23 protein-coding genes are annotated in these 24,285 nt (G+C 47.2%); 16 read left to right on the forward strand and 7 right to left on the reverse strand.

The features are described from left to right. Positions 1-10: 10 nt before the first annotated feature. From grxC to G517_RS0106080, 11 genes are all read left to right on the forward strand, one after another. Positions 11-265 (forward strand): glutaredoxin 3, encoded by a 255-nt coding sequence (gene grxC, locus G517_RS0106030; protein ID WP_028303660.1) that lies wholly within the window; start codon positions 11-13, stop codon positions 263-265. A 76-nt stretch (positions 266-341) separates the two neighbouring features. Further along, positions 342-794 carry a protein-export chaperone SecB gene (secB, locus tag G517_RS0106035; RefSeq protein WP_028303661.1) on the forward strand — a complete coding sequence of 151 codons (453 nt, stop codon included), beginning with the start codon at positions 342-344 and terminating at the stop codon, positions 792-794. Between the two features lie 5 nt (positions 795-799). Beyond that, positions 800-1,525, forward strand: a complete 726-nt coding sequence (locus G517_RS0106040; protein ID WP_028303662.1) for a 16S rRNA (uracil(1498)-N(3))-methyltransferase — start codon at positions 800-802, stop codon at positions 1,523-1,525. Positions 1,526-1,616: 91 nt separating this feature from the next. After that, entirely contained in the window at positions 1,617-2,570 is a 954-nt protein-coding gene (gene gshB, locus G517_RS0106045) for a glutathione synthase (protein WP_028303663.1), read from the forward strand. 44 nt (positions 2,571-2,614) lie between these two features. Then, entirely contained in the window at positions 2,615-3,577 is a 963-nt protein-coding gene (locus G517_RS0106050) for a TonB family protein (RefSeq protein WP_028303664.1), read from the forward strand. A gap of 31 nt (positions 3,578-3,608) precedes the next feature. Beyond that, entirely contained in the window at positions 3,609-4,193 is a 585-nt protein-coding gene (locus tag G517_RS0106055) for a YqgE/AlgH family protein (protein WP_028303665.1), read from the forward strand. After that, positions 4,193-4,645, forward strand: coding sequence for a Holliday junction resolvase RuvX (gene ruvX, locus G517_RS0106060; RefSeq protein ID WP_245543204.1), 453 nt, complete (start codon positions 4,193-4,195; stop codon positions 4,643-4,645). The genes G517_RS0106055 and ruvX overlap by 1 nt, the downstream gene beginning before the upstream one ends. 109 nt (positions 4,646-4,754) lie before the next feature. Then, positions 4,755-5,297, forward strand: coding sequence for a bifunctional pyr operon transcriptional regulator/uracil phosphoribosyltransferase PyrR (pyrR, locus tag G517_RS0106065; protein WP_051206151.1), 543 nt, complete (start codon positions 4,755-4,757; stop codon positions 5,295-5,297). 142 nt (positions 5,298-5,439) lie between these two features. Further along, on the forward strand, positions 5,440-6,537 hold the full coding sequence (locus G517_RS17995; protein WP_084632086.1) for an aspartate carbamoyltransferase catalytic subunit: 1,098 nt from the start codon (positions 5,440-5,442) through the stop codon (positions 6,535-6,537). Next, the gene (locus G517_RS0106075; protein WP_028303668.1) at positions 6,534-7,808 is read left to right on the forward strand and encodes a dihydroorotase; all 1,275 of its coding nucleotides are present in this window, start codon (positions 6,534-6,536) and stop codon (positions 7,806-7,808) included. The genes G517_RS17995 and G517_RS0106075 overlap by 4 nt, the downstream gene beginning before the upstream one ends. Before the next feature lie 268 nt (positions 7,809-8,076). Continuing rightward, positions 8,077-9,057: a chemotaxis protein gene (locus G517_RS0106080; RefSeq protein ID WP_028303669.1), complete on the forward strand. Its 981-nt coding sequence runs from the start codon at positions 8,077-8,079 to the stop codon at positions 9,055-9,057. Between the two features lie 128 nt (positions 9,058-9,185). On the opposite strand, the gene G517_RS0106085 is transcribed toward G517_RS0106080, so the two are convergent. The 6 genes from G517_RS0106085 to G517_RS0106110 form a co-directional block, all read right to left on the reverse strand. Continuing rightward, positions 9,186-9,728: a nuclear transport factor 2 family protein gene (locus G517_RS0106085; protein WP_028303670.1), complete on the reverse strand. Its 543-nt coding sequence runs from the start codon at positions 9,726-9,728 to the stop codon at positions 9,186-9,188. Next, positions 9,718-10,533 (reverse strand): SDR family NAD(P)-dependent oxidoreductase, encoded by an 816-nt coding sequence (locus G517_RS0106090; RefSeq protein WP_036590572.1) that lies wholly within the window; start codon positions 10,531-10,533, stop codon positions 9,718-9,720. Before G517_RS0106090 ends, G517_RS0106085 begins: the two co-directional genes overlap by 11 nt. Before the next feature lie 61 nt (positions 10,534-10,594). Beyond that, on the reverse strand, positions 10,595-11,356 hold the full coding sequence (locus G517_RS0106095) for a DUF6134 family protein (RefSeq protein ID WP_157833159.1): 762 nt from the start codon (positions 11,354-11,356) through the stop codon (positions 10,595-10,597). Between the two features lie 104 nt (positions 11,357-11,460). After that, positions 11,461-12,768 (reverse strand): SAM-dependent methyltransferase, encoded by a 1,308-nt coding sequence (locus G517_RS18000; RefSeq protein WP_084632087.1) that lies wholly within the window; start codon positions 12,766-12,768, stop codon positions 11,461-11,463. A gap of 4 nt (positions 12,769-12,772) precedes the next feature. Beyond that, positions 12,773-13,654, reverse strand: a complete 882-nt coding sequence (locus tag G517_RS18005) for a DUF1365 domain-containing protein (protein WP_051206152.1) — start codon at positions 13,652-13,654, stop codon at positions 12,773-12,775. Between the two features lie 20 nt (positions 13,655-13,674). After that, positions 13,675-15,186, reverse strand: a complete 1,512-nt coding sequence (locus G517_RS0106110) for an NAD(P)/FAD-dependent oxidoreductase (protein ID WP_084632088.1) — start codon at positions 15,184-15,186, stop codon at positions 13,675-13,677. 200 nt (positions 15,187-15,386) lie between these two features. Between G517_RS0106110 and G517_RS18010 the strand changes: the two genes are divergently transcribed. From G517_RS18010 to G517_RS18015, 3 genes are all read left to right on the forward strand, one after another. Beyond that, on the forward strand, positions 15,387-15,986 hold the full coding sequence (locus G517_RS18010; protein ID WP_051206153.1) for a sigma-70 family RNA polymerase sigma factor: 600 nt from the start codon (positions 15,387-15,389) through the stop codon (positions 15,984-15,986). Then, on the forward strand, positions 15,983-16,696 hold the full coding sequence (locus G517_RS0106120; protein ID WP_051206154.1) for a ChrR family anti-sigma-E factor: 714 nt from the start codon (positions 15,983-15,985) through the stop codon (positions 16,694-16,696). Before G517_RS18010 ends, G517_RS0106120 begins: the two co-directional genes overlap by 4 nt. 123 nt (positions 16,697-16,819) lie before the next feature. Continuing rightward, on the forward strand, positions 16,820-17,500 hold the full coding sequence (locus G517_RS18015; protein ID WP_051206155.1) for a fumarylacetoacetate hydrolase family protein: 681 nt from the start codon (positions 16,820-16,822) through the stop codon (positions 17,498-17,500). A 73-nt stretch (positions 17,501-17,573) separates the two neighbouring features. On the opposite strand, the gene rpiA is transcribed toward G517_RS18015, so the two are convergent. Then, positions 17,574-18,248 (reverse strand): ribose-5-phosphate isomerase RpiA, encoded by a 675-nt coding sequence (gene rpiA / locus G517_RS0106130; protein ID WP_028303675.1) that lies wholly within the window; start codon positions 18,246-18,248, stop codon positions 17,574-17,576. Positions 18,249-18,419: 171 nt separating this feature from the next. Between rpiA and ilvA the strand changes: the two genes are divergently transcribed. Further along, positions 18,420-19,943: a threonine ammonia-lyase, biosynthetic gene (gene ilvA / locus G517_RS0106135; protein ID WP_281167503.1), complete on the forward strand. Its 1,524-nt coding sequence runs from the start codon at positions 18,420-18,422 to the stop codon at positions 19,941-19,943. A 678-nt stretch (positions 19,944-20,621) separates the two neighbouring features. Further along, the gene (locus G517_RS0106145; RefSeq protein WP_157833160.1) at positions 20,622-24,281 is read left to right on the forward strand and encodes an EAL domain-containing protein; all 3,660 of its coding nucleotides are present in this window, start codon (positions 20,622-20,624) and stop codon (positions 24,279-24,281) included. The last annotated feature ends 4 nt before the right edge of the window (positions 24,282-24,285 follow it).

A 24,285-nucleotide genomic window follows, 5' to 3' on the forward strand; every position in this document is an offset into this window, starting at 1 on the left:
AGGTGTGCTTATGCAAAAAGTAGTGATTTACAGCAAGTCTTGGTGTCCGTTTTGTGTGCAAGCTAAACGCTTGCTAGCGTCTAAGAAAATTGACTTTACCGAGATTGATGTTGAGCGTGAGCCTGCCAAGATGCAGGAAATGATAAAAAGCAGTGGCCGTCGCACCGTACCGCAAGTCTGGGTGGGTGATACCCATATTGGCGGTTGTGACGACCTGTTTGCCGCCGAGAAACAAGGCAAGCTGGATAAACTACTGGCGAGTTAAGACCCGCTGGTGTGATGTCTGTTAGATGTTTTTGTTAGATATTAAAGCGTCGACATTGTTAACTTAAGGAAGCCCCATGAGCGAAGAACAGAACCAACCACAATTTGTACTGCAACGTATTTACCTGAAAGACTTGTCATTTGAGTCGCCAAGCTCTCCGACAACTTTTCAGCAAGATTGGGCGCCCAAAGTTCAGTTTGATCTGAACAGTAACAGTCAGCAAGTGGGCGAAAATCTATATGAAGTGGTTGTTGCGTTAACCGTAACCGTAACCAACGATGAAAAGACAGCTTTCTTGGTTGAAATTCAGCAAGCGGGCCTGTTCTTTATTCAAGGTTTGGATGATGCTCAACTGCATCACACACTGGGCGCTTTCTGCCCGAATGTCTTGTTCCCTTATGCCCGTGAAGCGGTGGACAGCATTGTTACTCGTGGTAGTTTCCCTGCCCTGATGCTGGCCCCTGTAAACTTTGATGCGCTTTATGCCGACGCTGTTCAGCGTCAGCAAGAGCAAGCTGGTAACGCTTAATCTGAATGGCCACACCACGCATCTATAGCGCCCAACCCTTAACACTTGGTCAGTTGATTCAGCTTGATGCTGCTGCAGCTCGCCATGTTGGGTTGGTACTACGCATGAAGGCTGGACAGCCGCTAACACTCTTTAACGGAGATGGCGGCTGTTTTTCTGCCACGATTAAAGAATCCAGTAAGCGATCGGTTACTGTTTCGATTGATACTTTTCACCCAGATGAAAAAGAGTCGCCTTTAAAGGTGCACTTGGCGCAGTCTATTTCTAAAGGTGATCGTATGGAATATGCGATTCAGAAAGCCACCGAGCTGGGAATTACAGAAATAACCCCCATCTATACCGAACACGGTGATGTACGTTTAAAAGGTGATCGCGCAGGGAAGAAACAGCAGCACTGGCAGCAGGTGGCCATTAGCGCCTGCGAGCAGTGTCAGCGTAATCGAGTGCCGGTGGTGCATCCTGCGGTTTCATTGCAGGAATGGCTTGAAGAGGTTCAGGCCGATTTAAAACTGGTGTTGCACCATCGAACCGAGCGCCAACTTAGCGGATACGATAAACCTGAGCGCGTCGCGCTGTTGATTGGCCCAGAAGGTGGCTTGTCGGCCAGCGAGATTGAGCAGGCTCAGCAGCAGGATTTTAAGCCGTTAGCCCTTGGGCCGCGTGTATTGCGTACTGAAACAGCACCCGTGGTGGCACTCAGTGTGCTGCAATATAACTGGGGTGACTTCTAAATCTAAGAATTTAGCCCATGATTTAACCCTCTAATCGGGTCATACATTTTTCAACGATGATAATGGTTTTAGACATCGGGAGCATGCGGATATGAGTATCAAACTAGGTGTGGTTATGGATCCTATTGAGGGGATCACCTACAAAAAAGACACTACACTGGCGATGTTGTGGGCCGCTCAAGATCGAGGCTGGGAACTGTACTATATGCAGCAGCACGACCTTTACCTACAGCAGGGCAAAGCGATGGCCGTGATGCAACCGCTAACCGTATTCCGTGATTCAGAGCATTGGTTTGAGTTGGGTGAGGCACAGAATCTCAGCATGACTGAACTTGATACTGTGCTGATGCGTAAAGATCCTCCTTTTGATACCGAATTTTTGAATGCAACCTTTCTGCTGGAACAAGCCGAGCGTGAAGGTGTATTAGTGGTTAACAAACCGCAAAGCTTACGGGACTGCAACGAGAAACTCTTCGCTCAGCAGTTTCCTGAATGCTGCCCACCAACGGTGGTTAGCCGCCGGGAAGATATTCTGCGAAGCTTCCATAAAGAACACGGCGATGTCATCTTTAAACCGCTAGATGGTATGGGCGGTACAGGCATCTTCCGGGTTAAAGATGACGGTCTTAATATTGGCGCGATCTTGGAAACCTTGACTGAGATGGGTTCCCGTCAAATTATGGCGCAGAAATATCTGCCAGAAATTGTTGACGGTGATACCCGTATCCTGATGGTGGATGGTAAACCCGTGCCCTATGGCTTGGCACGTATTCCTGCACAGGGTGAAGTTCGTGGTAACTTGGCCGCCGGTGGATCAGGGGTTGGTCGTCCGCTAACGGATCGTGATTACTGGTTGTGTGAACAAGTGGCTCCCGTGGTTAAAGAGAAAGGCCTGCTGTTTGTGGGTCTTGATGTCATTGGCGGCTATATGACAGAGCTTAATGTCACCAGCCCAACCTGTGTACGGGAGCTGAACGATCAGTTTGGTCTTGATATCGCCGGTGACCTAATGGCGGTGATTGCTGATAAATTGGCGCAGCGTTAAGTGCGCCAATTATTAGGTTTATTCGATTAAGGCATGGGTCGGTGATGCAAGACATACAGAAATCTGCACTGCCGCCTATTATCCATCCCGACAGTCAGGTGCGGTCGATAGACCGTATCGCTTTCACTCTGCTAATGGCTGTTGCGGTGCATTTTTTAATCTGGGCCGGTTTAGATGCTCACCCTCAGGAAGAGAAGCCTAAGCTTTCCAGCGCCTTGTTTGTTACCTTGACGAAGGCCGCGCCCAAGCCGATTGATACGCCGGTGAAGCATCTTGCTGAACAGGATCAACAGGCCAGTGGATTAGGGGATACTGAGCGCGAACCTCAAACGGCCAAAAAAACAGCATCTGATGCACCGAATGTCGAAAAAAATAAGTTCGAAGAGATCGGATTAGAAAGAACTCCGTTAGAGAAAAAAAAAGCTGAATCCGTTACGGTAACAGAACCGCCGCCCCCTCAGCCGAAAGAGAAAACAATAGCGCCTAGCGTTGTTGAGAAAAAAGCCGATAACGCTGCTAAAGAAATAGCGGAACCACCAGTGATCAATACCTATATTGATGCACAGGCGTTACTGGCCCGCAGTCTTGAAATGGCGCGTTTAGAAGCAGAGCAACAAGCGCTAACAGAACAGTATGCCAAACGGCCTAGGGTACGCACGATATCAACCCTAACCGCCAAGGCCTCAGACGATGCTTTTTACCTACGCCAATGGCAGGAGAAGATCGAACGCGTCGGCAACTTGAATTATCCTGAACGTATCCGTAGAGAGAATCTGACGGGTCGCCTACGGGTTCTTGTGGCATTAAACCCAGATGGCAGTGTCAAAGAGGCACAAATACTAAAATCCTCCGGTCATCCGGTATTGGATCAAGCCGCATTGGATATTGTGCGTTTAGCCGCACCTTTTGCTCCTTTTCCACGCTCCATGCGAGAGCGCACCGACATTCTTGAAATTATCCGCACTTGGCAGTTCGGGAATGGCAATTTATTTGGCGAATCGGGTTAGATTCCGATTGGCATCAAACAAAGGTTAAGTAATGAGTCAATTTCAAAGTTTGCGTAACCATTTTCTAATTGCGATGCCCCATCTTGAAGATACTCATTTTTCCGGCACCGTGACGTATATTTGCGAGCACAATAAAGAAGGTGCTCTGGGTATTGTGATTAATAAAACCTTGGCTCAGTTGCCAGTATCAGAGCTATTTGCCCAGCTAGAGCTGCCTAACCCTAATAGTGGCCTATCAGAATCTGAAGAAATTGTACCGGCTATTTTTGAAGGCGGCCCTGTACATCACGAACGTGGTTTTATTATCCATACCGGTGGCTCAGAAAAATGGGAGTCCAGTATGCAAGTCTCTGATGAACTGGCGCTGACCACTTCTGTGGATATTCTGGATGCTATTGCCAACCTTCAAGGGCCAAAGCAGTTTTTGATCGCCCTTGGCTGTGCTGGTTGGGAAGGCGGGCAGCTTGAACGTGAGCTGCAGGAGAATGCTTGGCTAACCTGCCCTGCAACCTTACCTGTGCTTTTCGAGGCAGAACCGGAACAAAAGCTTCAGGCTGCTGCAGGCTTGTTAGGCGTTGATATTAATTTAATCAGTAGTCAGGCAGGTCATGCTTAATGGCTGAGATGCGAACGCGTAAGACAACTATTGGTGAACGCACTCTGCTCGCTTTTGATTTTGGCACAACTCGAATCGGTGTGGCCGTAGGGCAAGAACTGCTTGGTACAGCCTCTGCGTTAACGCCGTTGCCCGCCCGTGATGGTATACCGAATCAGGAAGCGTTAAAGAAGCTGATTGATGAATGGCAGCCGGATCTCTTTATTGTTGGTTTGCCTATTAATATGGATGGCACCGAAAGTGAAATGAGTCGCCGCGCCCGCAAGTTTGGTAATCGTCTGTACGGCCACTACGGCAAGCCTTGGTTTGGTGTTGATGAACGAGGCACAACTAAACAGGCGAAAAGCATCGCTAAAGATTTAGGTCATCGGGGCAGCTATAAGGATAATCCGGTGGATGGCATCGCCGCTCAGCTAATTTTAGAGGCTTGGTTTGCTGATCCTCAAGGATAAATCTTGCGATTATGGTAAATTGCGCTTTAAATCTGCGGTCATCGTTAGTTAACGGTTGTTCAGGGCCGCTTAACTGCCAACATGATTTTGTAGGATCAGGGATCGCCCCATGACTGATAACCAACGTTTAGTGATTCGCTCGAATAAAGACCTGCCAGAGGTTGAGCCGCTACTGGAACAGATGACCGATGCATTACATCAACGTATTCGGCTGCTAGGGTTGGATAATATTGCTCTTGTGGGCATTCATTCTGGCGGTGTATGGATCGCCGAGCAACTGCATGACCGCTTAGGCCTTATTGAGCCAATGGGCACATTGGATATCTCTTTTTATCGGGATGATTACACCCGTGTTGGTCTAAACCCCAGTGTAAAACCTTCCAACTTGCCATTTGCCACTGAATCTCGTCATATCGTACTGGTTGATGATGTCATTATGAGTGGACGGACGATACGGGCTGCTCTGAATGAATTGTTCGATTATGGCCGCCCAGATTCCGTCACGCTTGTTACCTTGTTAGATCTGCCAGGACGAGAACTCCCTGTGCAGCCTGATATTACAGGCCAAAAAATTCAGCTACCAGAAGGGGCGCGGATCAAACTTAGCCCCGACCCTTTAGCGCTGACGTTATTAGAGCCTGCTGACGCTTAATTTTTATCAAAAACGGCAGTGGCCTCACTGCCGTTTTTCTACGTCTGCAGATTGTAGAATCCTAGTGTCTTTTGTCGTTTCTAAACGCCAAGCACACGCAATGGTCTAAACACACGCTGTTTGATACTGGTGAGAACAACCGATGAAGCCGATAACCGCCCCCCAAACTAAAGCCTCTATCGGATCAGGAGTCGATCCTCGATCTGTTCAGCTCACCGAGGATGGTAAGCTGCGCCACTTTTTAACCCTAGGTGGCTTAAATAAAGACATTCTGGAAGAGATCCTCGATACCGCTGATTCCTTCGTCAATATGGGCGAGCAGTCGGTAAAAAAAGTGCCTTTGCTGCGGGGTAAAACCGTCGTCAATCTGTTCTTTGAAAACAGTACCCGCACCCGCTCTACTTTTGAACTGGCCGCCAAGCGTTTATCCGCTGATGTGTTGAATTTAGATATCAGCAAATCGGCAACCACCAAGGGTGAAACCCTGATGGATACGCTACAGAATTTGGAAGCGATGGGCAGTGATATGTTTGTTATTCGTCATGCGGATAGCGGCGCTCAGCATTTTATCGCCAGCCAAATATCACCGAATGTTGCGATTATCAATGCTGGAGATGGTCGCCATGCGCATCCTACTCAAGCGATGCTGGATATGTACACCATCCGCAAGCACAAAGGTGATTTTGCTAAGCTGAAAGTGGCGATTGTCGGCGATATCTTGCACTCCCGTGTGGCACGCTCTCAAATCCAAGCGCTGAATATTTTAGGGGCACAAGAGGTGCGTTTGATCGGGCCAAAAACCTTGTTGCCGGCTAGCTTAGCGGAGATGGGCGCGACACTGTACACCCGTATGGAAGACGGCTTAAAAGATGTGGATGTGGTGATTATGCTACGTCTACAGAAAGAGCGTATGGATGGGGCTTTATTGCCCAGCGAAAGTGAGTTTTATCGTCTCTACGGTTTAACCACAGAGAAACTGAGCTATGCCAAACCGGATGCGGTTGTGATGCACCCAGGGCCGATTAACCGTGGTGTTGAGATTGAGTCTGCCGTAGCCGATGGCCCCCAGTCTTTGATTTTGCATCAAGTGAGCTATGGTATACCGATTCGTATGGCGGTGATGTCTATGGCTATTAGCGGCCAAACCCAGCAGAAAGCAAAAGATGCCGCCCTAAGCGCTAGTACTGAAAGCGGCGCAAATAGCGACAAAAACACAGATGGCGAGGAGGCCTCCGCATGAACTTAACGATTCGTGGTGGTCGTCTAATCGACCCAGCTCAGCAACTGGATGAAGTCATCGATATTCATATTGCTGATGGCCGTATTTTGGCCTTAGGGCAAGCACCGGCGGGCTTTGCGCCAGAGCGCACTCTTCATGCTGAAGGCCAGGTTGTTAGTCCCGGTTTTATTGATATTGGCGCACATCTGCGAGAACCAGGCCCAAGCTACAAAGGTAATTTGCGCAGCGAAACTAAAGCGGCATTAGCCGGTGGCTATACCTCTATCTGTTGTCGGCCTGATACGAACCCCTGTATCGACAGCTCCGCCGTTGTGCAGCAAATTATGGATAAAGTTAAGTTACTGGGTCAAGCGAAAGTTCGCCCGATTGCCGCCATGACTAAAAATCTGGAGGGCACCCATCTTAGCAATATGGCTGGCCTACAGCACTCTGGCTGTATCGCTGTTTCCAATATGCGTAATGCCATTGAAGATACTCTGATCTTACGACGCTGTTTTGAATATGCATCCACGTTTGATCTGCGGGTAGTTTTCTATCCAGAAGATTCTTGGTTGCGCGGTGATGGTTGTGCCCATGAAGGTGCGCTGGCGACCCGTTTAGGTTTAGGCGGTATTCCCGCTGCGGCAGAAGCTATCGGCTTATCTCGCGTCTTGCACTTGGTAGAAGTCACTGGCGTTCGGGTTCATTTTAGTATGTTATCCACAGCCCAAGCCGTTGAAATGATCGCCCGTGCCCAAGCTAAGGGGCTACCTATTACTGCGGATGTGGCAATGACGCATCTGATCTACACTGAAGCAGAAATAGACGGTTACAACAGCCAGTTCTTTGTGCAGCCTCCCTTGCGGAGCCATGCTGATCGTGATGCTTTACGTCAAGGCGTGCGTGATGGCGTGTTAAGCGTGATCACTTCGGCTCATTTGCCCCATGAAGAAGCGGCTAAAATGGCTCCTTTTGCGGCTTCCGAACCGGGTATGGCTACGTTAGAAACCTTGCTCAGCCAAGGTCTTGAACTGGTAAAAGCGGAAGTCATCAGCTTGCCGCAACTGGTTGAGCGCCTCACCATAGGGCCTGCTCAGGCTATGGGGCTTGCTGTGGGGAGTTTAGCGGTAGGTCAAGCCGCTGACCTGTGTATCTTTGATACCGAGAGTGAATGGCAAGTTAACGATGATAGCTTGTTTACAGCGGGGGAAAATACACCGCTGATGGGCGCTTATTTAAAAGGGCAGGTGCAAACGACTTTAGTGGATGGCAGTGTTGTATTTGAGCGCTAAGACTGGATAGGCAAGAGTGTTTATCAGATAATGCTGATAAACAAGCGCGATGCCCCTAAACTCCCGCTAAAACTGGTGTGAGGCTTAGGGGTTTTGTCCTTTAAAGCCCTAAAATTTATATGTTATCTTATGATGCTCTGTTAGAGTTAAAGCCTTAAAAAGAACTGTACCCCACAGTTATCAAGAACCACAGCAAGTAGCACTCTATTAATAAGCATCCTATCGGCTTGTTATCATAGAGGATTATGGAATTTCAGCGAGGGAGTTTATGAACGCAGTTAGCCCAGAAAAACAAGCCATTCTGTTGGAAAGCGGCACCAACGAACTGGAAATAATTGAGTTTCAACTGCGCAAACAGCTTCCTGATGGCGGTGAGAAAATCAGTTATTACGGTATTAACGTCGCTAAAGTACGTGAAGTGATCCGCGTACCTGAAACAACGGATTACCCAAATCCAAACCCAAACTTGGTCGGGGTCTTTTCCTTGCGGGATAGTATGATTCCCCTTGTTGATCTGGGTGGTTGGCTCGGTATTAAAACCCTTGGTGCATTCGAGACTAAAAACGTTATCGTTACCGACTTTAACCGTATGTCGAATGGCTTTTTGGTCGATGGTGTTAGCCGCATCCATCGTATCTCATGGGAAGAGGTTGAATCTCCAAGCCAGTTCTTAGAAAGCGGAGAGCAAGACTGCGTTGTCGCCGTTGTTCGTCGTGAAAAACGCCTGATTATGATTCTGGACTTTGAGAAAATCATCGCCGATATCAACCCAGAATTGAGTATGGAAAAATATAATGTCAAAGAAGATCGTAAAGTGATCATCGATGACCGTATGACCGCTAAGCGTCAGGCCAATACTCTATTAGTTGTGGATGATTCCGCTTTTATCCGCAAGCTGATCGAAACCACTCTACGCACAGCCGGTTACAATGTTATCGCGGCTAAAGATGGGGCGGATGCTTTCGAGATTCTGCAAGAGTTTGAATTGGTTGCCAAAGAAGAGCACCTGCCGGTTAGCGACTTGGTTAGCATGATTATCAGTGATGTGGAGATGCCGCGCATGGATGGTTTACACCTTGTGAAGCGCCTGCGGGAGAGCAAGGGCTATGTTTCAACACCGATTATTATGTTCTCCTCTATTATGAGTGAGGACAACCGTGGCAAAGCCTTAGCGCTTGGTGCTAACGACACCATGACCAAACCAGAGATTGGTAAGTTGGTGGGGCTGGTGGATGGTTATTTACTCTGATTTTTAAATTACGGTAATTGCACTAGAAAGCGCCCGTCTTATATACGGCGGCGGCAGGTAGCAGGGCACTTTCTAGCGCTTTCTAGCAAGTCCTAGCTCGTCCAATTTTTTGAGTCTAGCCCTTTGTTTCAGGCTTTCCTTACGGCGCTTGCCACTTTGGCTTTGATCCAGCCGACAATTCTGCCGAAGAAGGGCAGCTTCTCATAGAAGTGCTCCCCTGCATCCCAGTAATCGGTGTGATGAGTTATAAGGCCGTCTTCATCTTGTTCTATTTCGCTAACCCCAGGGAACTGCCATAGGCCGGTGCTTTTTAGGTGGCCACTAAACCGCCATTTTACAAGATAGTGACGGTTATGCAGGTTGTCACGCTCTGGGTGTTCAAAGATCGCTTCAATAAGAAACCGTGCATCTTTTACCGAATGATGGAAGTGATTCAGCAACTGGCAAAAGTCTTGATGGCCGTTGATGCGCTGGAAAGGATCTTTAAAGAGAATATTGCTATGCACGATGGTATTAATGGCTTCGGGCGTTATTTCTTTTTGATAATCAGCACTCTGAAAAAGTGCAAAATATTGTTTTAAAGTTTGGTGCAGCTGTTCATGCTGCGTCTCCGTAAGCTCCGTATTGGCCTGCATGATGGCAGAATCTTGCACCTTGGCATTAGCGTCCATGTTTGGTTCCTCTGTTGATCAGTGGAAAGAAGATACTATCAGGTAACCATTTTAGCAGGCTCATGGCAATGGCCATTCTTGATGGAAATACGACCTCGAAATGTTTCCCAGTGAGACCTTTTATAATCGTCTGGGCGGCCTTGTCAGCACTGATCAGAAAAGGCATCTTGAAGTTATTCTCATCGGTCAGTGGGGTTTTGACAAAGCCTGGATTAATTAAACGAATATCGACTCTAGAATGATACAGCTCGGCCTTTAATGACTCGGCTAAGTTGATAAGTGCGGCTTTGCTGGCACCGTAGGCGCTGGCGGTGGGTAGGCCGCGATATCCGGCTACCGAGGCAACAATCGCAATCTGAACCTTTTTTTGCTGGCCGGGTTGATATTCGAGATGGGAAGACTGCTTAAGACAGAGCGGCGGTTTAAGATAGAGCGGCAATAACATTTCCAGAGGAATCGCCGTGCCAATGACGTTGATATCCATCAGCGTTTTCAGAGTGCTGGCGCTGAACTCATTGGCAGCCATTGGCTGGTGGGTTCCAGCGTTAAGTATAACGCGATCAGGAAGTGTCTCTTCCTCGATTAATAGATTGAGACAGGCTTGTACTTGATGTTTATCGGTGACATCACAGGGAAGGGCAAAGATACGACCCGTTAAGCCGATCGATTCATCCACAACCTGTTGCAGCTTGCTAGCATTGCGGGCGCTGATTGCGACGGTTTTACCTTCCTGAGCATAAGCTAAAGCAAGGGCTTTACCAATCCCTTGGCTGGCGCCGGTAATCCAAATCAATTCCTGCGTCATGGCTTTACCTCGTATTAATAGCGTTAAACCACGGTGGTGCTAATAGATAATAGCGATGATGTTAATAACAGCGCTGGCAGTTAAGCTGAATCCTAGAGCCGTCATCGGCGATAAAGCGCATCCGTACCCAGCGCCCATCATTGGCGTACCACACCCAAGTATCTTTAAGGTCGCCGGTATAGCGGTAACGGGTTGCTGTAATATTTGCTTGGCCATCATAGACGGTTTCAATGCCTTCTTTGACCAGCGCAATACGATTCAGTTGCCCGCTTAACGAATTAAACAACAGGCTTTGACCGATAATGCTGGGGTTATAGTGATTGCTTAAGGCAAGATTCGAAAGGTTAGAGGAAAGGCTCGATGATAACCCCTGATCGCCAGTGGAAAGTACCTTAATGGCTGACTTTGGCGGTTGTGTTTCTTTGGTGATTTTATCATCAAGCGACCATGCTCCGCCTTGCCAAAAGGGATCTCCGGTACTATTTCTGGTACGTTGAAGCTGGCTGATGCTGATATCACCGTTGCGATCAACTTTGCTGCTAAAACGCGTCATTGTCTGTTGCTGCCAATGCTCTATACCTTGATAGCGAAAACGGTAAGGGAAAAATAGAAAAGCCTTAAAGTCTAATGCCATGCTGCTTTCTACTTGCCAGTTTTCCTCCGTGCCTTTAAATAAAATCTGATAACGCCCCACGGTTTTTTGGTTGCGAGTGACACTAAAGTCTATTGTCCCACCATATAATTTATTCCAATGGGATAGACTGTAAAAGTCGTGCTTATATTTGGGCCGATGATCTATTTTGGGCTCATCGGCTGAAGCCATAACGCTCAAACTTGTGCTGATTAAAAGCAGCAATCTTATGCCTATTAGAAGCGACAACCGCTGAACATAAATACTGAACGGGTGTTGGCGTTGAATCGGCATCATTACTCGGGCTTTTTCAAACGGAAGAGATACACATTAATACTTTCATGGCGAAACCCACTCTCGCAGTAACAAAGGTAGTAGCGCCATAGACGGCGGAAGCGTTCATCAAATCCCAATGATTGAATACTGCTCCAAGCGCCATCAAAGTTATCCCGCCATGCGGCAAGGGTTTTGGCATAATCTTGACCGAAGGCCTGTTGGACATTCAGTTCCAGTCCTGCCTGTTCTGCTTGCTCTTGAACCACCCTTGGCGTTAGCAGCATGCCTCCGGGGAATATATAGCGTTGGATAAAATCTGCGTTGTTGCGATAATGTTCAAAGCGCTGCTCTTCAATGGTGATCACCTGAATAACCGCCTCACCACCGGGGACTAAGCGATCATAGAGGGTTTTAAAATACGTTGGCCAATGGGCCTCACCAACGGCTTCCAGCATCTCAATGGAAACGATCTTTTCGTATTGTCCCGTGATCTCGCGATAATCCGTTAATGTTGTTTGAGGGTCGGTTAATCTTATTTGAGAGCCGGTTAATGTTGCTTCCCCTCGGTTATCCACCGCTTGTTTTCTTAGGCGGTTTTGGCTCCAAGCCAACTGCTCTGTGGATAACGTAATCCCGTGATAGTGGCTATCAGGGTGTTGATTTAACAGCCGCTCGGCGAAACCGCCCCAGCCGCAACCTATCTCCAGTACTTTATCTCCAGCCTTAGGATTAAGCAGCTCTAGAATACGGTCATATTTGTTGTGCTGCGCCGTTTGCAGGCTGTCATTGGCATGATGATACAGTGCTGATGAATAGGTCATGCTTGGATCTAGCCACTGTGCATAAAAATCATTACCCAGATCGTAATGGGCTGAGATATTACGGCGACTGCCTTTTAAGCTGTTGTCGTTTAAGCGGTGTAATAAACGATGCAACCAACGACCAAAGGTACTGCCGTCGAATATATCGTTTAAAGCCTGAGAGTTTTGCATCGCCCACTCGGTGACTTGCAACAGGTCATTGGTCTCCCAGTCACCTTCTATATAAGCTTCCCCCCAGCCTAGAATGCCGGAAATATAAGCCTTACGAATAGCCGCCGTGTTGTTGATTTTTATCGTCGGAGCAGGCACACCTTCAGTAATGCGACCAATGTGCAGGATATGATTATTGGGCAGTACCAATGTCAGACGACTGAGCTGAGACTTGTTCATAATATTGATAAGCCAGCGCCAAAATGGGTGACGCACCGGCTGATGTTTATCTGTAGATACTGAGTCCTGAGCCGCAGATCTTGATAGTTGTACGATAGAGCGTGAACGAGAAGGCATGGTTCTAATCCTCTTTAGTCGTTATGGCTAAGGGCTGGCCTTTAGTGACAAGTGATGGCTGTGGAATGCCTTTGCGACTCACCAGTGGAATTCTTTTCAGCCAAAGACGAAGTGCTTCCCAGTGAATGCCTGCAATAACTTTATAAGTGAACAGTGGCCGCTTAAGGGCCATACTGATTAAGCCCTTGGCTGTTAGCGGTGTGGCTTTGCCGGTCAGGTTGGCGTGAAGCAATAAGCCTTCGCTATCGTCTTGGCGAATCAGCACTTTTAATTGCTCGCTGGGTGCTTTTATTCGAAAGCGATATTGGCAATCCATTTTGATAAAGGGCGATACATAAAAGACTTTCTTTGCCTGATGTTGCAGTGTCCCTTGTTTACTGGTTTCAATGGGCTTGGCTTCTACGCTGTAAATATGTTTTTGATTAAAGGTATTACTGACTTGATATAAGGTGCAGTACAGCTCATTTTTCGCGTTGTAGCAGAAGAAAATACTCGGTGGATTAAAGCTGTAGCCCAAATGGCGCGGCATGCACAGTAGTTCGATGCGAATGGCAGGGGAGCAATCCTTGGTTGCCAGTAAACGCTGGGCATGCTGCTTTAGCGAATCACCTTGGTGTGTTACGTAATCACTATCGTATAGGCTAAATAATCCTGATCGGTTGTAGCCTAATAATCGCATTCCCCAGCGTTTACCTAATGTCTGTTCTAGATCGCCAAGCTCATCTAGATCCAGCAAAAAAGTACCGACTTGATAGGTGAATTTATGTGCCACAGGCTTCACTCTATGGTGCATGACCGTGCTGTAATACAGGCGGCTATGGCCTGTATTGATAGGCTCTTTTGTGGTTATCTTGGCAGCGGTATTTGTGGGCATGTTGGTCGGCATAGAGTACTTCCTTTTATTCACTACTGCTGTTTATTACTGCTTAGAGTTAATCCTTTACGAATAGACTCCGGCCAATAAATACGGCCAGATTCATCCTCAACTTGCCACGGGCGGCGCACGTCCCCTAGGGCTTCTGCCACAGCGAGGCCGGATTGTAAGCCATCCTCATGAAAACCATAGCCAAAATAGCTGCCGCAGAACCATGTGTTTTGCTGGCCTTGTAATTGATGGAGTTCTTTTTGAGCGGCGATGGCATTACGATCAAATACCGGATGATCATATAAAAAGCTGCAATGAATGCTGCCTTCTTCCGGCTCGATCGGTGGGTTCAGGGTGACAATCATCGGTTGATCTGTATCTAGCGCCTGTAGTTTGTTCATCCAATAACTAACCGCTAAAGATTGCTGATCACGCAGGTCGTCATCTCGGCCTCTTAGGTAGTTCCAGCTTGACCAAACCTTACGGTTTTTGGGCATAAGCGCGGTATCGCTATGCAAAATAGCTTTGTTACGCTGATAGCCAAAAGCTCCCAGTAAGTGTTGTTCCTGCTGGGTTGGGTTGGCTAATAATTGCAGTGCTTGGTCGGCATGACAGGCCAGAACCACATCATCAAACTCCCGCTGTTCGCCGCGGGAGTCGACGACGGTTACTTTGCTGTTTTTTCCGGCCTTATCTTGGGCGCGAATGATTTGACGTACCCCCAAATTACAAAATGTAGCCGGTTGAATTTCATGGATCAGTTTGCTGACATACTCACGGCTACCACCGCGAACAGAGTGCCATTGAGGCCGGTCATCAACCTGTAGTAAGCCATGGTTTTTACAGAAGCGAAGAAAGGCTAGGGCAGGATAATCCATCATTTGATCCGCAGGCGTTGACCAAATGGCGGCCCCCATTGGAATCAGGTGTAGGTCTCGGAAGTCATCGGAGTAATGATGGTTTTTTAGCAGCTCTCCAAGGGTTACGTCCTCAGATAGCACGGCCTGCCAGCTTTCAGATTCTTTATAGAAACGCAGCACATCTTTTAACATGCGCCAAATGCGAGGATTAAATACGTTGCCCAATGAGGGAAAAATACCCCGTAGGCCATTACCATTATATTCTATGCGGCCTTCCTCTGCGGAGACGGCAAATGACATCTCAGTCGCGGCTGTATCAACATTAAGGTGCTTAAACAGTGCGGTTAAATTAGGGTAGTTCGTTGGGTTGTAAACAATAAAACCTGTATCGACAGGAATAAGGCCATCGGGCGTATTAACGGTTACCGTATTGGAGTGGCCGCCAAAACGGTCGTCTTTCTCAAATAAAGTGACCGAGTGTTTTTTGCTTAACAGCCAAGCGGCAGAGAGTCCTGCGATTCCCGAGCCGATCACGGCAATGGTTTTGCCGTTACTGCGGCCTCTGTTATCAAAGGCGGAGTGGCCAGCAGATAGAGCGGTTTCAATATTTGATACGTCAGCCTCAGAACTTGATACGTCAGTTCCAGAGTTTGACAAGCTAGACACAGAGTGACCGGTAACGGAAGGGGCCATAAAAGACGCTCCAAAATAAGCTGATGATTCATAATCTACTGACTCACCTTACGGTAGCGTAAATAAAGCAGATCACTTGTTTCACAGATAACCGAGCGGCCCATTTGGGAATCGCCTAGACATAATCGAACTGATATCTACGGTCAGTGATCCAGCGAAAACACTCGCTCGTAAAAGCAGTAGATAACGGGAGAGAACGGATGGAAAAAGTGCGATCAGCCTCTAAAAACTGGAATCAGGCTTTAACGGACGTGGGTTTACATCACGACCGTGAAGCGTTTGCGGCCTTGTACCAGTATTTTGCTCCGCGAGTAAAAACCTACCTGCTGCGTTTTGGCTTAACTGAGGCGCAGGCGGAAGAGCTGGCGCAGGAGGCGCTGTTACAAGTTTGGAGGAAAGCAGAGCAGTATCATGCTGAGAAAGCTGCTGCGTCTACATGGATCTTCTGTATTGCCCGTAATCTATTTATTGATCAACAGCGATCAGGTCGTGGAAAGCTAGAGAAAAGCACGGACTCTTACCATGAGCATGAAAGTTTGCTGGATCACCAAGAGTACGCCAGTGACGATAATAGTGATTGGAAGAGTTCACAGAAACATATCGAAGATGCCTTAAAAGAACTACCGCTTATGCAAGCCCAGCTAGTCTACAAATCTTATTACCAAGGTAAAAGCCACAGTGAGATCGCCGCTGATTTGGAGATACCCATTGGCAGCGTTAAATCTGGTTTACGTTTGGCTTTTAAAAAATTACGTCTGTCGCTAGCCAGTGATGGCTTAACTGGGGGAGAGCCCGTATGAAATCTGCTCAAATAGCACCGCCCTATGAGCTAATGAACGATGCTCATGTTGCCCCCAAACATCACCCTGACGATGCAACCTTACTGAGTTATGCCGCTGGCAGTTTAAGCCCCGGTGCGCAAATGTTATTGCAGTGCCATTTGGCCTGCTGTGAGCATTGTCGGCATCGTGTCGCAGACGCTGAAGCTATCGGTGGCGATTTACTGGAGCATCTACCCCAGAGCAGTATGCGGGCCTCCGTTGATGATATTTTTGCTAAGCTGGATTTGCTCGATACAGCGCCATCGTTAACGTCAAAAGCGGTGCATTTTGAGCGCCCAGACTGGTTGCCTGAGTGGGCAGAGCCGGTGGCTCAATGGTTAGAAAAAGATCAAAACTGGCAACGGCTTGCACCAGGGATCAGTCAGATTAAGTTCGATCAACCTAACTTTTCCGGTGATAAGGCTGTGCGACTGTTAAAGATCTCCCCTGGAACCTGTATGCCTCGGCATGGACATAGCGGTAGTGAGCTGACGCTTATTTTAAGCGGCTCTTATTGCGATGAAACCGGACGGCTATGCTCGGGGGATGTTGCTGACCTTGATCCTGATATCAATCATCAACCCATTGCCGACCGTGATCAGGACTGTATCTGTTTGATTGTTACCGATGCACCGTTAAAGTTTGACGGTTGGATTCCAAAATTAATGCAGCCGTTTTTTGGTCTCTAAGCCTTAACAGGGATTCAAACAAGAGGCATATCCTCTAATAGCGATGATGTTATGCTGCAAGCTGAAACTGCCTAAAATTAGGTGGCACGACTAACATTAAGTAAGATTAAGGATATTTTCGTTATGGCCTTTACTTTGCAATGGTCTGATCAAAAACCAACGCCTTGGAATCTAGGGAAAATAGTCTGCATTGGCCGTAACTATGCGGAACATGCTAAAGAGTTGAATAACCCTATTCCGGCGACACCTTTGCTTTTTATTAAACCTGCCACGGCGGCTGTTGATATCACGCAGCCTTTAGTGCTACCCCAAGGGCAAGGCGAATGCCATCATGAAGCGGAGATTGCTCTGCTAATTGGTGATACATTAAGCAAAGTAAGCCCAGAAGAGGCGATCGATAAAGTTGTTGGCGTTGGGCTAGGGCTTGATCTGACCCTGCGAGACCTGCAAAGCACGTTGAAAAAGAATGGCCATCCGTGGGAAGTTTCAAAAGCATTTGATGGCTCTGCGCCTTTATCCGCTTTTGTTCCTTGCCAATTGATCGGCGATAAAATCCTACATATTACGTTAAGTGTGAATGATCAGTTGCGCCAAGAGGGTAGTAGCGACCAGATGATCACACCATTGGCGGAGCTTGTTAGTATTATCAGCCAAACATTTACCCTGGAAGCGGGTGATGTTGTATTAACAGGAACCCCAGCCGGGGTTGCTGCTCTTAAAGCCGGTGATCATTTTGCAATGAGCTTGAAAGGCCGTGATCAACAGAATGATTGTCTTGCGATTAAAGGGTGTGTTGCAAGCTGACATAAGAAACGGTAGCCCTATAGCTACCGTTTTTATTACTGGCTGAGGCTGCCCACAAAAACTACTTTTGAGGCTACTTAGCGGTTAGTTTTTTAACGCCATCAACGCCACCTAGAAGCAGAATATCCGCTGGACGTAATGCAAACAGGCCGTTGGTGACAACCCCTGTAATGTTGTTGATTTTTTGTTCAATGGTTAACGGATCATCAATAGGGAAGTTGTATAGATCCAGAATTACATTGCCGTTATCGGTTACAAAGTCTTCACGGTAAACGGGATTGGCTCCCATTTTTACCAGCTCCCGAGCCACGTAGCTACGTGCCATTGGAATCACTTCAACCGGCAGCGGAAAACCTCCCAGAATAGGCACTTGCTTGCTTTCATCGGCGATGCAGATAAAGGTTTGTGATGCCGCACCAATAATCTTCTCACGGGTTAGTGCGCCGCCACCGCCTTTTACCATGTGCAGGCGATCATTAACTTCATCAGCCCCATCGACATAAACCGGCACCGTACCTACACCGTTTAGGTCATAAACAGCAATACCGTGGGCTTGAAGGCGTTCACGAGTTGCTTCAGAACTGGCAACCGCACCGTCAAAATCAAATTTGATGGTCGCTAAAGCATCAATAAAAAAGTTTGCGGTAGAGCCTGTGCCCACGCCAACAATGCTATCTTTATCGATGATTTTTTTAACTTCTTCTAGGGCTGCTTCTGCAACTGCTTTTTTCAGATCGTCTTGAGTCATGGGATTTGAGCCTGGATGGGGGGTCTTTTTTAGACGCTAACGGATAAAATACCCGCATATTATACGGGGTAAGGCCGGTAAGCTGTAGACGTTATCTTGCCATAAGGCATAAGATAGTCGGCTTTATGGTGAACCCTATATAAATCACTACCCTATCGTGTTGTTCAAAGAGTGGAAAAGAGAATGTTGGAAAGATACGTAAAGCGCATTTTACAGGCCCGCGTTTATGATGTGGCCATAGAAACTCCTCTGAGTGAGGCTCGTTTTCTCTCCAAACGATTGAACAACACCATTTTGATTAAGCGCGAAGACCTACAGCCCGTTTTCTCATTTAAATTGCGCGGCGCTTACAATGCGATGGCGCAGTTGACGGAAGAAGAGAAAGCCCGTGGCGTTATTACCGCCTCTGCAGGTAATCATGCTCAAGGTGTGGCAATGGCGGCTAAGCATATGGGGATTAAGGCGATTATTGTGATGCCTAAAATTACTCCAGAAATTAAAGTCGCGTCCGCTAAAGCCCGTGGCGCAAAGGTTATTCTAAAAGGCGATGCCTTTGCAGAAGCGTCTGAGTACGCCCAAGAGCTGGTAAAAGAGAAAGGCTACACCTATATCCCTCCTTACGATCACCCTGAAGTGATTGCAGGACAAGGTACGGTCGCGATGGAAATTCTGCGTCAGTATCCTGCGGATATTGATGCTATTTTTGTTCCTGTGGGCGGCGGTGGTTTAATCGCCGGTATCGCGGCTTACGTGAAATACTTACGTCCTGACATCAAGGTTATCGGTGTTGAAGCGGAAGATGCGGCCTGCCTAAAAGCGGCTATGGATGCTGGCGAACGGGTCATTCTTGATCAGGTTGGTATTTTTGCTGAAGGTGTGGCTGTGGCTCAAATTGGTGAAGAGCCGTTTCGTATCGCTCAGCACTTTGTTGATGATGTGATCACGGTAAATACCGATGAGATCTGTGCCGCCGTAAAAGACGTGTTTGAAGACACCCGTGCGGTATCGGAGCCTTCTGGTGCGCTCTCTTTGGCTGGCCTAAAAAAGTATGTACAGCAGAACAATACAAAAGGCGAAACCCTTATCTGTATTAACTCTGGCGCTAATACCAATTTTGACCGCCTACAGCATATTGCCGAGCGTGCGGAGCTAGGTGAAAAACGGGAAGCGATTCTAGCGGTGACGATTCCTGAGCGTCCGGGCAGCTTTAAACAGTTCTGCAAAATTGTGGGCCGTCGCATGGTGACAGAATTCAACTATCGCTATTCTGATAGTCGTGATGCCAAAATTTTTGTGGGTATCCAACTAAAAGATATTAACGATCGGGCTGAACTGATTCGCTCATTAGATGCTGAAGGCTATCCGACCATCGACCTTAGCGACAACGAGATGGCTAAACTGCATATTCGTCACCTTGGTGGTGGGCGTAATGATGATATTGAAAACGAGCAACTGTTCCGTTTTGAGTTCCCCGAGCGTCCGGGTGCGTTACTTAATTTCCTTAATAATCTTGGTCAGAATTGGAACATCTCTCTGTTCCATTACCGTAATCACGGTGCCGCCTATGGTCGTGTCTTGATCGGTATGCAGGTGCCTAATAAAGACAAACAAAAAGTATCTGAATATTTAGATCGGATCGGTTATCGCTACTGGGATGAGAGCGGAAACCCTGCTTATCATCTGTTTTTGCAGTAATGGTTCTGCTCTGGGCTAGAACTGTTGATATTACGGTTGGCCTCTTTTTTGCTGTGTCTTTTCTAAGCGGTATTTTTAGTCGAAAAACCGGCAAAAAATGACCTAGACAAAGAGCCTGTAAGGTATCTATTGCAAAGCAAGTGGACCTCTATAAACTATAAGCATTAACCGTGAAAACACTCATATCGACAATGTTATTTAAGTATTTTGGTGGGTTTTCTCGATTTTGGTTTGTAGGCTCTATATAGAAGAGGCAAGGAATAACCATGAAAAAAAATCGACCTGATCTAGTAACGGTATTGGTACTGATATTTGGATTAGGGGTTGTTGTGACCAGTTACGCACAGGGATTATTTTAGCGTTTGGGTTATCCGGCTTAGTCGGGCTTAGGGTTAGTGACTCGTTAGTTAGGGTTTGTTAGCTAGAGTTCGTTCGCTTAGATAGATTTCGTCAGATAGCCACAATTAGCTTAAATCCGTTGGATGGTTACACGATCCAGTAAGTATAAAAACCTCACTTTTGATGTGGGGTTTTTTTGTTTTTGTCATGCTAGTCTTAATCTTAATAACACAAAATGCTGGGTTATCAGACAATTGATAACAAAAGGCTAGCAGTCACATCGGTTGGTAATTGGTAATATCTTAATTTGATGTCCGACTAATATATTAAGGAATCTCTGTGCGGCACTTTACAATGGTAGTTCTGCTCGTACTCACGGTTAATATTTTTGCTGGCTTACTTGGTGTGCAGCTAGCGATTCCACCAGGTTATGCAACGGCAATTTGGCCGCCATCAGGGGTTGCCTTAGCATCCGTGCTTATCTGGCGTACTCCAGGATTAGTCGGCGTCTGGTTCGCTTCTTTTTTTATCAATGTTATTAACCAACATGGCTTGCAGATCCCTGCCATTGAAGCATTAATTGCCCCGACATGGATTGCTAGCGCCTCTGCCTTACAGGCAATATTGGGGGCTTTTCTAATGCGCCGTTATATCGGCTACCCTACACGTCTTAATCGAGTTGGCGATATTTTACGCTTTCTTATCCTTGCTGGGCCGGTGAGCTGCTTGGTCAGTGCCACCCTAAGTGTTGGTTTCTTAATTTCCACCGGCGTTGTTGATGCTCAGGTCGCGGAGATTAACTGGCTCACGTGGTGGGTGGGCGATACCATTGGCGTGACTGTTTTTGCTCCATTAATGTTTTTGATGTTTGCCCTGCCGCGTCGTTACTGGAAAGCTCAGCGTTTTACTGTAGGGCTACCTTTGATCTTGGTGGTTATTTTCACAATATTAATGTACCGCCAAGGGCTAGATAAAGAGGAAGAAAGTCAGAGTGTTCGTTTTAAAGGACAAGCGAATGCCCTACAGCTAGCGATACAGGCAGAGCTGAATGCCCATATTAATCAGCTTTACAATCTACGGGGCTTTCTTTATTCCAATTTGGAGACCTCTCCTGCTGACTTTAAACGCTTTGCCGAAGAGGTTCTGCAACGCCAAACCAGTCTGCAAGGCTTGTCATGGAATGTGTATCTGCACGACCACGAGCGAGAAAACTTTGAAGACAAAATGCGCCAAGTCTATAAAGGCGTGCCTTTTATGCTTCAGGAGCGGCATTCAATTTACGGCCTTGTGCGCTCAGAGCGGCGAGATAACTATGTCGTTGTTACTTTAATCGAGCCTTTTGATCTTAATCAGGCGGCTCTCGGCTTTGACGTTCTATCTAGTCCATTGCGCCGCCAAGCGTTAGAACAAGCGGTGAGAACTGGTCGTGCGAGTGCTACCTATCCGATTCGATTAGTGCAGGAGTTCGGTGAGCAGAAAGGCGCGCTAATCTTCCTTCCTGGGTTTCATTCAAAGAGCACCCCAGAACAAGAAGGTGAGCGGCTTGATGCCCTGGCAGGCTATGTTGTTGCTGTCGTACGCATTGATGATCTAATTAACAATGTTTTAGCGCGATACAATCTAAAGAAAAATGGACTTCGTCTTTACCCCAAAGGCAGCCCTGATCAGCTTTATTATACCTCTGGTGAATTTGATACCAGTGAAAAGGGTATGCTGTATGACCAATCGGAAATTCGTGTAGGGTCAGGGGTTTGGATACTTGAGCAGGCAGCATCAAAACAAAATCTTGGTTATTCTTGGGGGCTTTATTTTGTTTTAACCGGCGGCTTTTTTATGACCTCTTTGATGGGGGGCTTCCTGTTGGTGCTGGCAGGGCGTTCATCTGATATCTCAAGGCAGGTACGTTTACGTACCAAAGAGCTGCAGAAAAGTAATGAGTTGCTCGCTGAATCCCAGCGCATTGCTCAAATGGGCAGTTGGGAGTGGGCTCATAACGGCTTAGATCATCAATGGTCTGCTCAATTTTATGACTTGCTGGATCTTGATCCAGAGGAGCATAAAGCCAGTGAGCGCTTATTTTTAGAGCAGTTAGCACCGGAGCAGATGCCAGAGGTAGAGCGGGCGTTAGCGAGTGCTATTCGAGGGCAGCGTTTGGATATTGAATGTTGTTTACGGGTGCAAAATGATAAACCTCAGCGCCACTTAGCGCTTAAGGGTGAGCGCGTTATTGTGAATCACCGAAACGGTGGGCAAAATCATTTCCTTTCTATTGTTGCGCGGGATATTACCGAACAGCAGTATGCGGCCCAAGAGCTTGAGCTGGCTGCGATCACCTTTGAAACCCATGAAGCCATTGTTATTACGGATCCTCAGACGGTGATTCAGCGTGTTAATAAAGCTTTTACTCGAATTACGGGGTACAGCAGCGATGAAGTTTTGGGTAAGAAGATTAACTTTCTAAAATCCGGTCGCCACGGTGATAATTTTTATCGTGAGCTTTGGCAGTCCTTGGCATTAAAGGGCCACTGGCACGGTGAAATCTGGAATAAGCGTAAAGACGGCGTTATTTACCCTGAAATGGTGACGATCACCGCCGTGGATACCTTAGGGCAAGGTCAACCTACGCACTATGTGGCTGCTTTTCTGGATATTACAGAGAAGAAGGCCAGTGAAGAGCGCATTCGTTATTTAGCGTACTACGACTCTATAACACAGCTGCCCAACCGGGATTTGTTTATGGAATCCCTGCGGCATCAATTAGCTCATTGTGAGCGCCATAACGGTTATACCGCTCTGCTGTTTATGGATCTTGATAACTTTAAGATGCTGAATGACTCCCTTGGTCATGATATTGGCGATGAACTGCTAAAAAGGGTTGCCGAACGATTAACTGACGTACTGCGAGCGGAAGATATTTTCAGTCGATTTGGTGGCGATGAATTCCTCTTCCTGCTACCGGCCAACGACGAAACGCCAGAGCAGGTGATGGATCAGGCTGCCCATGTCGCCGATCGAATCCTAAGCTCACTAGAAGAGCCGTTTGATCTTAAAGGTCATAACCATAAGGTAAGCGCGAGTATTGGTATTACGTATCTGCCTCAGCTAGATACTGAGGCGGAAGGTTATATTCAGCAGGCGGATACAGCCATGTATCGTGCAAAAAATGCTGGTAAAGCCGCTTTTGCTTTCTATGAACCTCAAATGCAAATGGAGATTTTGAATCGATTAGAGCTTGAAAAGTCGATTCGAACGGCCTTAGAACAAGATCAATTTGTACTCTTTTACCAACCGCAGCATGATCAACACGGAGCGATGGTGGGTTGCGAAGCACTGGTGCGCTGGAATCATCCTGAGCGGGGTATTGTCGGGCCTATTGAATTTATTGGTGTGGCAGAAGAGAGCAGCCTTATTGTCGATTTAGGTCTGCAAGTTCTTGAGAAAGCGTGCCATCAAATGCAGCTCTGGCTAGGGACATCCATGGGCGACTGCGAAGTATCTATCAATATCAGCTCGCGGCATTTTGCTCATCCAGCATTTATTCAGCATATTGAATCGGCTCTGGAACGCTATCCCGCGATAAAGGGTAAGCTTTGGTTAGAAATCACCGAAGGCGTTTTCCTTAAATCGGGCGCTAATCTGGACGAAACTTTTAAGCAGTTGAAGAGGATGCAGATGCGCTGCTCGATTGATGATTTTGGTACTGGGTATTCTTCTCTCGGGTATCTGAAGAATCTGGATATTGATCAGCTAAAAATTGCTCAAGAATTTGTACGGGACTTGGTGACAGATGAAAGAGATGCGCAGCTGGTTAAAGCTATTGTGCAGATGGGCATTAGTCTTGGTATTCATTTGGTGGCGGAAGGGGTAGAAACTCAAGCTCAGTATGACTTCTTGCAAGAGTTGGGCTGCCCTTGTTATCAAGGTTACTTATTTGCACGGCCTATGCCCGCTGATGAGTTATTAGATTATCAGCAGAAGCTGCTTTTAGAGCGATCCTAGGGCT

The sequence above is a fragment of the Oceanospirillum maris DSM 6286 genome, assembly GCF_000422865.1.
GTDB classification, from domain to species: domain Bacteria; phylum Pseudomonadota; class Gammaproteobacteria; order Pseudomonadales; family Halomonadaceae; genus Oceanospirillum; species Oceanospirillum maris.